Source organism: Acinetobacter colistiniresistens, assembly GCF_024582815.1.
Classification (GTDB): domain Bacteria; phylum Pseudomonadota; class Gammaproteobacteria; order Pseudomonadales; family Moraxellaceae; genus Acinetobacter.
The window spans coordinates 3,531,715-3,544,444 of sequence record NZ_CP102099.1 but is presented as its reverse complement, the minus strand read 5'-3'; the positions used below and the strand labels follow the sequence as shown (position 1 = coordinate 3,544,444).

The window sequence follows — 12,730 nt, the reverse complement described above, 5'->3', positions numbered from 1 at the left end:
CAATGCTTAAATTTTTTCTGGGATGGATAGATAGTTGGTCAAATACAGATAGGCTTGGATCAAATCCAGTTGATGGCCCTAAAAGTACCAAAGATACTCAAATCCAATGGTTGAGAATTATTCCATTTATCTTATTGCACCTTGCTTGTTTGGCTGTTTTTTGGGTAGGAGTTTCATGGTTTGCGATTATTTTTATGGTCATATTTTATGTGATCAGAATGTTTGCAATTACTGCTTTTTTTCATCGTTATTTATCCCATAAAACATTTCAAACCTCACGTCCTATACAATTTATATTCCTGCTTTTAGGAACAATGAGTGCACAACGCGGTCCACTTTGGTGGGCAGCACATCATAGAAATCATCATCGCTTTACCGACACTGAGCAAGATCCTCATTCATCTATACATGGTTTTTGGTACAGCCATATTGGATGGTTTTTAAATGCACAGAATTTTTCGACGCGCAAAAATCTCATCAAGGACTGGTTAAAGTTTCCTGAAATCATTTGGTTAGATCGCTTTAGCTTACCCATTGTTTTAATGACCGCTTTTGCTATCTATCTATTGGGCGAGTGGCTCGCTGTTGCTCATCCGAATTTAGGCACTTCTGGACTGCAATTATTGGTCTGGGGATTTGTTATTTCAACTGTGTTATTGATTCATGCGACTTTATGTATTAACTCACTTGCCCATTTATATGGCAGCAGAGATTTTGATACTCCAGATAGTAGTCGTAACAATCTTCTTCTATCAATTATAACGCTAGGTGAGGGATGGCATAACAATCATCATTATTATGCAGGTAGTACTCGACAAGGATTTTTCTGGTGGCAAATCGATATCACCTATTATGTGTTAAAAGCAATGTCTTGGTTGGGCTTGATTTGGGCAATAAAACCTGTGCCACAACGTATTTATGCTGCTTATAAAAACCAAAAACAAAATCTTAAAATCAACGTAATCAAAATTCAAACGAAGGAGTCTTCATGAACATTGCAATCGTTGGCTCTGGTATCTCTGGAATGTATGCAGCTTGGAAACTCTCAAAAAAGCATAATGTTACTATTTTTGAAAAAGAAAATTATTTTGGTGGGCATACAGATACCCATGAGTTTAGGATTGATCAAAAGAACCTAAGCATAGACAGCGGTTTTATTGTTTTCAATGCGTATAACTATCCTCTCTTTAGTGCCATGATTGCCGAGTTAGGGGTGCAGGCGCAAAGCAGTGACATGAGTTTTTCCGTGAATAACCAAGTGACAGGACTTCAATATAATCCTTCAAAAAAATGGTCCTTATTGGTTAGACCACAAAACTTTTTAAATAAGAAATTTAGATTGATGCTGTCAGATTTACTTCGTTTTTATAAAGAAAATAAAGATATTTCTGTCGAAGAAAGTAATCCTGAATTAACCATTGACCAGTATTTAAATCTTCATGGGTATTCACAAGTATTTAGAGACGAGCACCTCTATCCAATGTGTGGTGCGCTTTGGTCAAGTCCTGTTGATCAAGTGGGGAATATTCCCTACAAGTTTGTGATCAGTTTTTTTCAGCACCATCGTATGTTGCAATTAAAAGATCGACCGCAGTGGCAAACAGTTAAAGGTGGTTCAATATCCTACATCTACGCAATTCAGCGCCACTGTCCAACAATTGTCTGGAAAAAAAACCAAGTAAAGCAAGTGATCAGAAGTCATGATCATATTTCTATTGTAACAGCACAGGCAGAAGAGCAATTTGATTGGGTCATTTTTGCAAGTCATGCCGATGATACATTAAAACTTTTGAGTGAGCCTTCCGAGACAGAGCGTGAAATCTTAGGTTGTTTTGATTATCAAGATAATCGTATGGTGGTACATAGTGATACAGCAATTATGCCGAAATCCCGATCACAGTGGGCGAGCTGGCATGTTCATGTGACTCCTCAGCCTCAAACTGAACAACAGACCTTGGCTGAAAATGTTCATTTTGGCTTTACTTACTGGATGAACAGCTTGCAAAACTTGAACTGTAAAACACAAGTTTTTTCTACACTTAATCCCAATACACCGATAGCCAAAGATAAGATTTATATTGAAAGACATTATCGACATCCCGTATTTAATAAAAATGCGCTTGAGGCCCAATCCCGTTGGCATGAATTAAATGGTAAACATTGCAGTTCATTTTGTGGGGCGTATTGGGGGTGGGGATTTCACGAAGATGGGGCAAGGAGTGCCGAACGTGTAGTAGAACATTTAATGACTATGGCTGATGAATAGGGGCGTTGAATATGTTGCAAACTCCACTTGCTATCGCAAAAGCTAAAATTAGACATCGTCGATTTATCCCCAAGGCTCATCAATTTGAAGCAACCTTAAGCTATTTATATTTTGATCCAGATCAGATCACAAAGAAACTCCGTCATTCATGGTTGTGTTCAACAGCACACTGGAATATTTTAAAGCTAGACGAAAATGATTTTTTGAAGGGCTATACTGGGAATTTAAGGCAAAGAATAAAAAAAATCTTATTGCAACAAGTAGATGTGGTCTTACCGATACAATCAGCAATTCGTGTCTTGGCTTTACCAAGAATGCTTGGTTTCAGTTTTAATTCTGTGGTGTTTTATTTCATTTTTAATGCTCAGCAACAGCTTGTTTTTATCTTGACAGAGATCACCAACACCCCTTGGAAAGAACGTAAAGTTTATGTGCATGATTGTCGTGAGAGGTTAGAAGCGCATTCTGGCTATCATGGTGCAGAGTTCGAATTTCAAAAAAGTTTTCATGTTTCTCCATTTATGCCGATGGATATTCAGTACAAATGGCGCTTTAACTTTTCTGATATTCAAAACGTGATTCATATGCAGCTTTATCAAACACAAAAATTAATTTTTGATGCAACGATGCTTTTTGAATTGGAAAATATCACAGTTCCTTCACAGCTTGATCGTTATGCTGTTCATTATGTTTTTGAACCTTTCAAAATGCTCGCTTCGATATATGTACAAGCGTTTTATTTATGGCGAAAGAAAGTTCCATTTTATCGGCACCCTAAAAAAGATAAGGATTTAAAACAAGATGATAAAAACGCTTATTTTCGGTGAAAATGATTCACTGCCATTGGTTTTACGGAGCTTGCTCAAACTTCGTCATGGTCAAATCCATTTCCGTGGTGAATGGAATGGTACGGTCGGTGAAATTTCTGATTTAGAAGTAACGATAGACGTACATGATAAAGCCCTGATGAACCTGATTTTTAAAAATGGTGTGCTTGGGGCTGCAGAAGGTTATATTCACGGATATTGGAGTAGTAACAATCTGGTTGAATTGATCCAAATTTTGGCTAGAAATCGCCATGTTCTCGATCAAATCAATCAAAATATACTTTCCCAAGCAAGCCAACTGATTTTAAAAGCGTGGTATAAAACACGTAAAAATTCATTATCAGGCAGCCGTAAAAACATTGCAGAGCATTATGATCTTAGCAATGATTTTTTCAAACTCTTTCTTGACTCTTCCATGATGTATTCTAGTGCAGTGTATAAGCAAACACACATGACATTAGAGCAAGCATCTGATTATAAAAAAGAATTGATCTGTGAAAAATTACAGTTGAAACCCATGGACCATGTCGTTGAAATCGGAAGCGGCTGGGGTGGTTTTGCGATTTATGCAGCCCAGCATTATGGCTGTAAAGTGACCACAATTACGATTTCACAAGCTCAATATGATGAAGCAAATAAACGTATTGCGGCGGCAGGCCTAAGCCATCGTGTACAGGTTGAACTCAAAGATTACCGTTTATTGGAAGGGAAATTCGACAAACTGGTTTCCATCGAAATGATCGAAGCTGTGGGAGAACAATATTTATCAACTTACTTTAATCAATGTAGATCCTTACTCAAGCCAAATGGTTTGGGATTGATTCAGGCCATTACGATTGAAGATGCACGCTATAAAAAAGCATTAAGTACAGTGGATTATATCAAGCGCTATATTTTTCCGGGTAGCTTTATTCCATGTATTAGTGTGCTGACTCAAGCCGCATCTGAACAGAAGCTGCGTTTAAAACATCTTGAAGATATTGGGCTTAGCTATGCCGAAACGCTTCATCAATGGCGTGAACGTTTTTTAAATGCCAAGGCAGAAGTATTGGCATTGGGTTTTGATGAACAATTTATTCGAATGTGGGATTTCTATCTTTGCTACTGCGAAGGTGGCTTTAAAGAAGGTGTGATTAGTAATGTACAGCTTTTATTCGAAGCAAGCCCTTATTCACCATAAAGTTATTTGATACATCAAGGAGACAGTCATGTTGTGGCAATTGTTTGTACTTGATGTTGTCGTGATGACAGTTTGCTGGTTATGGACAACATATAACCGCCGTGCAGGCATTGTTGATGTGGCATGGAGTTTTTGTATTTTTCTGAATATTGTCATTACTGCTTGGTGTGTAGATGTCGCGCCGGATAATGTCAGATGGTTTATAGCCATTCTGAGTTCTATCTGGTTTTTACGATTGAGTGTGCATTTATTTCGCCGTTATGTGGCCGAGCACGAAGAAGATCGTCGCTATGCCAACATGCGTTTAGCGATGGGAAAATATCAACATCTTGGTTTTTTAGTTTTTTTATGTTTCAGGCTGGTTTAGCAATTTTATTCAGTATTCCCATGTGGAGCCTGTTAAATGTGCCAAGTACGGTTTGGAATAACCAAAGTAATGGTCTTCTCATGATTGCAGGCATGATTATGGTAATTGCATTTATGGGTGAAGTAGTTGCGGATCAGCAATTATACCGCTTTAAGCAAAATCCACAGAATCATGGAAAGACCATGGATCGGGGACTATGGAAATATTCACGTCATCCAAACTATTTTTTTGAATGGATCCATTGGTTTGCCTATCCAGTAATCGGGTTGGCAGCAGGACTATATAGCCTCTGGATTTATCCTGTTTTGATGTGGTTCTTTTTGTATTACATCACGGGAATTCCGTTTAGTGAACAACAGGCATTAAAAAATCGAGGTCAAAATTATCTCGATTATCAAAAACGAACTTCGATGTTTATTCCATGGAAACCCAAACAGTAGGTGTGTGTATGGACTTTATTATTCAGCAATCTTTGAAACTCGTTGAGAGCGGTTTAGTACCCGATCAAGCAATTCGGGCGGCGATTCGAGCGTTAAGTAAAAAGCGTTTGATTCAGGAAGGTCGCTATGATCCCGAACAGGGTGCTCAACGCTATATGGATGTACTCAATATGTTGAAGCAGAGTGAAATTGCGATTGAAACTGACAAAGCCAATGAGCAGCATTATGAATTGCCAACCGCTTTCTTTCAGGCCGTTTTAGGCAAACGATTAAAATACAGTGCCTGCTTTTTTGCTGACGATATAACCCAATTAAATGAGGCAGAAGAACTAACACTGCAAATATACTGTGAGCGGGCGCAACTACATGATGGTCAGAATATTTTGGAACTGGGCTGTGGTTGGGGATCTTTTACCTTATGGATGGCAGAGCATTATCCGAACGCCAAGATTACTGCTGTTTCTAACTCCGCAACGCAACGCCAACATATTTTAGCTGAAGCGGAAAAACGTGGTCTGGAAAATATTAAGGTGATTACTTGTGATGTAAATATTCTCGAATTAAAAGAAAACTCGTTTGATCGTGTTGTTTCTGTAGAAATGTTTGAGCATGTTAGAAACTATGAAAAATTATTTCAGAAAATTCAATTATGGCTCAAACCCAATGGATTGTTATGGTGTCATATTTTTTGCCATCGCTTCTTACATTATCCATTTGAAATAAAAAGTGAATATGACTGGATGTCACGCTACTTCTTTACGGGGGGATTAATGCCAGCAACGTCTACATTTTTGCATTTTCAAACACATCTGGAGTTATCACAGCATTGGCAGTGGTCAGGCACACACTACGAAAAAACAGCAAATGCCTGGCTTGAAAACATGGATCGTAACGCTGAACAACTCAAACCACTTTTCGAGCAGGTATATACACAGGATGCCGATGCTTGGTGGCAACGTTGGCGTATCTTTTTTATGGCTTGCGCGGAATTGTTTGGATTTGAACAAGGACAAGAATGGGTCGTTGGTCACTTCCTGTTCAAACAGAAAACCGTATAATTAAAATGAGAATCGAGCAGTAGATAGGCGTATGTTTAGGTCCAATAAGAGCGGTGAAAATATTCATCCATTGAGTGAGATGTTTAACCGTCATTATTGGTTGCAAATCGGGTTGATCGCGCTGTCAATTATCATCGGCATTGCATGTAGTGCCTGGGTCATTAAAGGCTCACTGCTCAAAACAGCACTTGAGCAAGAAATGGAACATTATTGGATGCGAGTTGATCGTAATCCGAATGCTGATTTGCCAGATACAAAAAACTTATATGGTTATCGTTGGCAGAGTCAGGATCCACCTTTGGCATTTAAAAATCAGACTTTAAAACAAGGCGTTCATCGCGTCTTCGTCGATGGCAAAGATCGAATGTCTGTTTATGGCGAAAGAAATGGACAACATGTCCTGCTTGTTTTTGGTGAAAGTAATGTCAACAAAATTGTGTGGATGTTTGGCTTAGCCCCGCTGATGTTCAGCTTGATTGTACTGTATAGCATTTTATGGTTTTCAAACCGGAGAGCTAAACGCTATTTTTCACCAATTACACGGCTGGCAAATGCTTTGGATCATATTGATTGGGCCCATCAAAATAAAGAGGCTTCTCCCTTTCAGGGAATCAGCACCAATGGCAATATGGAAGCTGAATATTTAAAGCAAGCATTAGAAAAGTATCATCAGGTTTTAAGTGATTTTATCAATCGAGAGCGTGAATTTACAGGTGATGTAAGTCATGAATTACGCACACCACTGACGATTCTAAAAGGCAATGTACAGCTTTGTCAGGTTAAATACGGGGACGATAAAGCATTGCACCGCATTTCTAACACCATTGAGGATATGCAACTGCTTGTCGAAACCTTATTGGCGATCGCACGCAATACCACCAATACCTTAACTGCTGAACAAACACGATTATCCGCTGTCATTAGTGATTTGCTAAAGGATTTAGAGCCTGTTAGTCAAAGCAAAGGTGTTCAAATTTTTGTTCACTATGATCCACAAGAGTTACCTCGACAGATTTATCCCTCAATGACAAAGATGGTCTTGAGTAACATTCTGCGTAATGCATTAAATTATTCTCAAGGCTCTAATATCCATATCATTCAACGCCAAAACAGTATTGTCATAGCTGACAATGGAATTGGAATTGTAATGCCAAATGATTGTAAAGTTCAGGAGCTAAGTTCACAATTTCAACTTACAGTCAAAGGTCATGGGATTGGTTTACAACTGGTTAGAAAGCTATGCACCCAATTGGGATGGAGAGTTGAGCTATTTGATCGCCAATATTATTTAAGCACTCATCCTCATCTACAATTAGAAAATACAACTGGTTTAATTGTTGTGGTGTATATGAATTAATGTGAATTCAAATCAAATGCCACTTTTAAACCAACACCTGAAATGGTATGGATCAACTTTTCTTGAAAAGGTTTATCTATCATTTTTCTTAAGTTGTAGATATGACTGCGTAATGCATCACTTTCAGGTTCTTCATCGCCCCATAGTTCGATAATAATTTCTTGTTTAGTAATAACCTTGGGAGAATTTCTCATCAAAATTTTAAGTAATTTGAATTGAATGCGTGGGAGTTCAATCGATTGACCTGCACGTGTTACAGTTTGGGTGGAACTGTCTAAGATTAGATCATGAATTTGAATTTTATTTGTTGATACTTCTCCAAGAGAACGTTTAATGAGAGCTCGAATACGCATCACTAACTCATTAAAATCGAAAGGTTTGATTAAATAATCATCGGTACCTGCGGTAAAACCTTTTAGTTTATCATCTAAAGTGTCTCTGGCCGTTAACATGAGAATTGGAATATCCCTACCTTGATCAGTTCTAAGCCATTCACACAAATCATAGCCTGAACCATCGGGTAAATTAATATCGAGTAAAAGTAAATGATAGGGGTTTGTTTTTAAAAAATTGCGTGCAGCATCTAAATTACGGGCATGATCAATGACAAAGCCATGTTGTTCTAGAAATTCACATACGGTGGCGGCCAGCTCGAAGTGATCTTCAACCATAAGAATAAATTGATTGTTCATAATAATTTGATCAAGTTATCGATTTAATAATTGTTGCTTTAATTTAGCATTAAATGGTGAGTCTCCAAACCATATTTTAAAGTATTGATTCGCTTGGGAATCAGTAATTGAACCTAATCGTTTTTGATTCAGAGACAAGCTTAATTGTTTGTTCATCTGGTCATAATTTAAAGTGTAGAGATCGCCCTTTTTAACGGGGTGATATAATTCTGTAATTCTATTTAAAACTGATTCATCCGAAAAATGAGCAATGTTCTTTTTGAGGTAGTAAGTGGCCGCCTTTTTAAATGCCCATTCTGGAATATTTTGGTTATAAGAAAAATCTAATCGAATATTTTGATTTTCCCAGTTCTGACTGCAATTATTGGCATAATAGCTGACTGATCCCACATTTTTTGTTGTGACAATTAAGGGGGCTGTGGTACATAGTTGCGTATTTGCATGGGCTAAGCTTAAAGGTGCCATAAGACATAAGCTGCTGAGTCCAATTTTTGCTAAATAATGAAGCATTTGCCACCTCTACCTTTTATTTTATATATTTTATTCAACAAATTTAACAATCTACAGTTGTTCATCATGGCTATTTGTTTGACTGAACTTTAACTATTTTTTTTCAATGGTAAGATCAAAGAATAAGCATTGCCGACATAGGGCAGTGAACGATATAAACCATTAGCAGGGTCCCAGTAATCTTGCTGAAAAATGATCAAGCCCTCGTCATTTATTTTGATTTGGCTAATTCCATATGAGGACATGGTTTTCATACGGCCCAACATTTTGAAGTCATATACCATATGCCAATGAATATAGGCCGAATCGTGTGTATGTGTTGCACTGATTAATTTTACTGAGACATTGCTGACATGTTCATTCATTCCTTCAAAATGTTTAACCAGCTCTTTTTTAGTAGAAAATTGAGAAAGGGTATCATTGATGTATAAATGATCTGCATAAAGTTGACCCGCATTTTTGACAAAATCAGCGGTTCCCATTGTATTAAATGCAGCTACAAAGTGCTGACCGACAAGCTGAGCTTGTTCATCATTCAATATAATTCCTGAGATTTGCTTATTTGCCCTATCATAGTCCGCGCTATAGCTTGGTATACTTTTACAAGAAACCAATGAAAGTAAGGTCAGTGCAGAGAGAGTCACAGTTCTTAGAAATGTCATATTGTTAAACTCACACTATTTTAAAGTTAGCTTAAAAGGGGCAGCGTGAATATGATGTGAAATGCAATATAGGTGGTTTTAGCTAAATCTATCTTCCCTAAATTAAATGATGAAAAGAACAAAATAGCTGCGGTTTGATCAGCAGAATTCAATCGATCATATGGCAACAGAGGTCTGTGGTAATACTGGCTGTGTCATGGGACATCGATATGGTTGAATGGTTTTATACAGCAGATTCAAACCTAGAGAAACATTCGTTGCCCTATAAGAAAGTTTCCAGATGATGGTGCAAACCCATGCGATCTTGTGGTTGCATTAATCATGATAAATCAGCCTCGATGCAAACGGTTTCAAGATCTTAGGATCATTGCAGAGAATAAAAAGTCTGCCCGCTAAGAGCAGACTCAGATGTCAGGTTTAAGCGATGACTTTGATTATGTTTGCTTCAGTGTTGTAATCTTTGAGATTGACATGATGTAATTTATGTTTAATCACAAAGCCAAACTCTGGCCAAATGATATGGTTACGTCCTGCATCATCGAGATAGTAGCTTTTACATATATCTGCTCTGACGGGCATCTTAGCTAATCGTTTATCAATGTTAGCATTAAATTGTTTTTGTACTGCTTCTTTCACTTCAATACGATCAAGTCGTCGATCCTGCATGAGCCTAATAGTTTTGGATATATAGATAGATTGTTGCTCCGCTGTCCACATAACGGAACCAACAGTATTCTGCGAATTTGGTCCTAACATCATGAACATATTTGGGAAACCATAAATTGACATGCCCATATAGGCACGTGGTTGACGTTGCCATATGTCACTTAAACTGCGACCATCGGTTCCTTTAATAATCTTATAAATCGCAGGTTCAGCAACAGCATAGCCGGTTCCAAAGATAATGGTATCTACTGCAATTTCTTTACCATCTTCACCGACGACACCATTTTTAGTGATATGCGATAGACCTTGAAAAAGTACAGATACATTGGGTTTCACCAGCGCATCATACCAGTTGTTGGAGAACATCGGACGTTTACAGCCCAGCGTATGTGTCGGTGTAATGGCCCGACGCATTTCAGGATCTTTAATGCTCAGATTGATATTCAGTTTACCTAGTGCATGCAGCTTTTCCATAATCTTGATATTCATGAATACTGGCAGTGACGGTTCTAGACTCCACAAGGCGCCTTCACGAATCATTTTTTCGAGCAAAGGTGCTTTTTTAAAAACCTTTTTCACAATATTGGGAACAGCAAAATCCGGTTTTGGCAGTACCCAAGATGGAGTCCGCTGGAAACTATATAAATGACCGACTTGGGGTTGGATAGCAGGCAAGAATTGGATTGCTGAAGCACCACTCCCAATAAGAGGTTGAAGGTTTTTTCAAAATGAAAGAGGTTGCAGATAAGTTACATTTGACTGAACGAACTTTACAACGCCAATTGGCAAAAGAGGGAGCCACTTTTCAGTTTCTCATGGATCAAGTCAGAGAGCGTTATGCAAAAAAGCTGCTGAATCATCATGAATATAGTATTTCTTATATTTCAGAAAAATTAGGTTATTCCGATGTCACACATTTTACCCGTGCATTCAAGCGCTGGGCCAATCAGACTCCAAAACAATATCGTAATTTACGAGAAAATTTAATGGATAAACAATTTAGAACTTTTTAAATTGGTGTCTTTTTGACAATCGCTAATCAAGGGTTATGAAAAAATTATATATTGAATTGAACGCTTATTTGAGCTGAGTTTCCATATAAGGCAAGGGGACGTTATTCCCCATCCTCACCCGATACATAAACAGGTGACATCTGTCTCGCATCAAGAGGCTGCTTGCAGCAATCACAGGTCAGGCTTGGGCTGGTCAAATGCCCACAGTTTTTATGCAGATAACGTAACTCAGGAAATTGCTTATTTTCATTCTGCCAAATATTGCCCCATGTACTCATGGTGACAATAATCGGGTACAGCGCTAAACCTTTTTCCGTCAGCTTATATTCATAACGTTTTGGTGCTTCATGATACAGCACCTTTTCAAAAATCTTGTGTTGCACCAAACGGTTAATTCGCTCGGTCAGCAGATGACGGGTGATCCCGAGTTGCTTTTGAAAATCATCAAAACGACGGGTTTTCATAAAAGCATTACGAATAATCAGCAGAGTCCAACGGTCGCCAAAAATTGACAAAGTCCGTGCAATTGGACAATTCATTTCACCGAGTTCATGCCATTTCATCGCAATACCATCTATATGTCTTTACAGGAAGCAGGCTGTCATTTTAGGACAACTTGAATCATTAAGATATCCGCTTTATTGACAACTTACCATGCCAGCTATATTTTTCAAACTAGTTCTTTTTTGGAACTTATTATTTTGAGATCTATTCTTGAGGTGAGTTATGTCTGCGTCAGCGTTAAAAGAAAAATCAAAGCAAAAGATATCTGCCTCATTTCCAGTCCGCCGAATGGATTATGAATTTCAGAGTATGCCCAAATACTGGTGTAATAATGAACCAAGCTTTACCCATTATTTCACAGGTCTTTCCACCTTATTTCCAGAAGGAGAGTCTTACTTTGTTCGTTCAGTCAGAGCTTTACGGGACCAAGTCACAAGCAACCCACAACTGGATCGTGATATTGGCGCATTTATTGGTCAGGAAGCCATGCATTCCAAAGAACACCATGCTTTTCATATCAGTGCACAACAATACGGGCTAGACCCTGAGTCACTGGAAAAAGTAACAGGTATCATCCTCAAAGCCATTGAACGTACTTTTTCGAAAAAGTGGAATTTATTGGTCACAGTGGGATTGGAGCATTACACTGCAGTACTGGTGGTGGAGATGATGAAGAACGTTAATGAATTAATGACCGATACCACCATTCGCAATTTATGGTTGTGGCACAGCGTAGAAGAAACCGAACACAAAGCGGTTGCCTATGACATGTATGAATATCTTTATGGCAAAGGTTTGGATGCTTATATCCCACGCATAGCGATTTTTAGTTTGAGCTTGCTACTCATCACAAGCTTCTCGAATGCCTACCAAGTGGTGTTGATGTCCAGAGATAAGCAATTACTGAATTTAAAATCGTGGGCTAAATTTGCAGGTTTCACCATGCAGGCTTATCGAAAACTGGTACCACAATTTTTCTCTTATTATCGTCGTGACTTCCATCCCAATGATACCGATGAATCTGACATCGTGGCAAAAACCAAAATCAAAATTGGTCTGTCTGCTGAGCAGTCGACTTTTATGCATTAATAAATTGTAGAGAAAATCATCTGCATGAATGCATCGCTAAAGTCACAAATATCTGTAAGATAAGTTGAGTGAGTATTAAGCTGCTCGCTTATCATCGAG

The 12,730-nt window shown here is 38.2% G+C and carries 11 protein-coding genes and 3 pseudogenes; 9 read left to right on the top strand and 5 right to left on the bottom strand.

Features of this window, described 5'->3' with window-relative positions:
• Positions 1-2 precede the first annotated feature (2 nt).
• The 7 genes and pseudogenes from NQU59_RS17020 (at position 3) to NQU59_RS16990 (ending at position 7,495) form a co-directional block, all read left to right on the top strand.
• Positions 3-992, top strand: a complete 990-nt coding sequence (locus NQU59_RS17020) for an acyl-CoA desaturase (protein ID WP_257064181.1) — start codon at positions 3-5, stop codon at positions 990-992.
• A complete protein-coding gene (locus tag NQU59_RS17015; protein ID WP_257064180.1) occupies positions 989-2,266 on the top strand; it encodes an NAD(P)/FAD-dependent oxidoreductase in 1,278 nt (425 codons plus the stop codon). The genes NQU59_RS17020 and NQU59_RS17015 overlap by 4 nt, the downstream gene beginning before the upstream one ends.
• Positions 2,267-2,277: 11 nt before the next feature.
• Complete coding sequence (locus NQU59_RS17010; protein WP_005239072.1) at positions 2,278-3,093, top strand: DUF1365 domain-containing protein; 816 nt, start codon at positions 2,278-2,280, stop codon at positions 3,091-3,093.
• Positions 3,068-4,273: an SAM-dependent methyltransferase gene (locus NQU59_RS17005; RefSeq protein WP_257064179.1), complete on the top strand. Its 1,206-nt coding sequence runs from the start codon at positions 3,068-3,070 to the stop codon at positions 4,271-4,273. Before NQU59_RS17010 ends, NQU59_RS17005 begins: the two co-directional genes overlap by 26 nt.
• 28 nt (positions 4,274-4,301) lie before the next feature.
• Positions 4,302-5,080, top strand: a pseudogene (locus NQU59_RS17000) (DUF1295 domain-containing protein).
• Between the two features lie 8 nt (positions 5,081-5,088).
• Positions 5,089-6,138: an SAM-dependent methyltransferase gene (locus NQU59_RS16995; RefSeq protein ID WP_043973073.1), complete on the top strand. Its 1,050-nt coding sequence runs from the start codon at positions 5,089-5,091 to the stop codon at positions 6,136-6,138.
• A 31-nt stretch (positions 6,139-6,169) separates the two neighbouring features.
• On the top strand, positions 6,170-7,495 hold the full coding sequence (locus NQU59_RS16990; protein ID WP_005239049.1) for a sensor histidine kinase: 1,326 nt from the start codon (positions 6,170-6,172) through the stop codon (positions 7,493-7,495).
• Here NQU59_RS16990 and NQU59_RS16985 read toward each other — a convergent pair.
• The 4 genes and pseudogenes from NQU59_RS16985 to NQU59_RS16970 form a co-directional block, all read right to left on the bottom strand.
• Positions 7,492-8,187: a response regulator transcription factor gene (locus NQU59_RS16985; protein ID WP_005239047.1), complete on the bottom strand. Its 696-nt coding sequence runs from the start codon at positions 8,185-8,187 to the stop codon at positions 7,492-7,494. The two genes, NQU59_RS16990 and NQU59_RS16985, sit on opposite strands and share 4 nt — an antisense overlap.
• 15 nt (positions 8,188-8,202) lie before the next feature.
• Positions 8,203-8,697, bottom strand: coding sequence for a chalcone isomerase family protein (locus tag NQU59_RS16980; protein ID WP_043973057.1), 495 nt, complete (start codon positions 8,695-8,697; stop codon positions 8,203-8,205).
• Positions 8,698-8,786: 89 nt separating this feature from the next.
• Complete coding sequence (locus tag NQU59_RS16975; protein ID WP_043973059.1) at positions 8,787-9,359, bottom strand: nuclear transport factor 2 family protein; 573 nt, start codon at positions 9,357-9,359, stop codon at positions 8,787-8,789.
• Positions 9,360-9,776: 417 nt separating this feature from the next.
• Positions 9,777-10,733: pseudogene (locus NQU59_RS16970) on the bottom strand (flavin-containing monooxygenase); the annotation flags it as partial.
• Between NQU59_RS16970 and NQU59_RS16965 the strand changes: the two are divergent.
• Positions 10,733-11,038 (top strand): annotated as a pseudogene (locus NQU59_RS16965) (helix-turn-helix transcriptional regulator); the annotation flags it as partial. The pseudogenes NQU59_RS16970 and NQU59_RS16965 sit on opposite strands and share 1 nt — an antisense overlap.
• Before the next feature lie 101 nt (positions 11,039-11,139).
• Here NQU59_RS16965 and NQU59_RS16960 read toward each other — a convergent pair.
• Complete coding sequence (locus NQU59_RS16960; protein WP_005239038.1) at positions 11,140-11,601, bottom strand: winged helix-turn-helix transcriptional regulator; 462 nt, start codon at positions 11,599-11,601, stop codon at positions 11,140-11,142.
• A 163-nt stretch (positions 11,602-11,764) separates the two neighbouring features.
• Here NQU59_RS16960 and NQU59_RS16955 point away from each other — a divergent pair, with 163 nt between their 5' ends.
• Positions 11,765-12,631 carry a metal-dependent hydrolase gene (locus NQU59_RS16955; RefSeq protein ID WP_257064177.1) on the top strand — a complete coding sequence of 289 codons (867 nt, stop codon included), beginning with the start codon at positions 11,765-11,767 and terminating at the stop codon, positions 12,629-12,631.
• Positions 12,632-12,730: the final 99 nt, after the last annotated feature.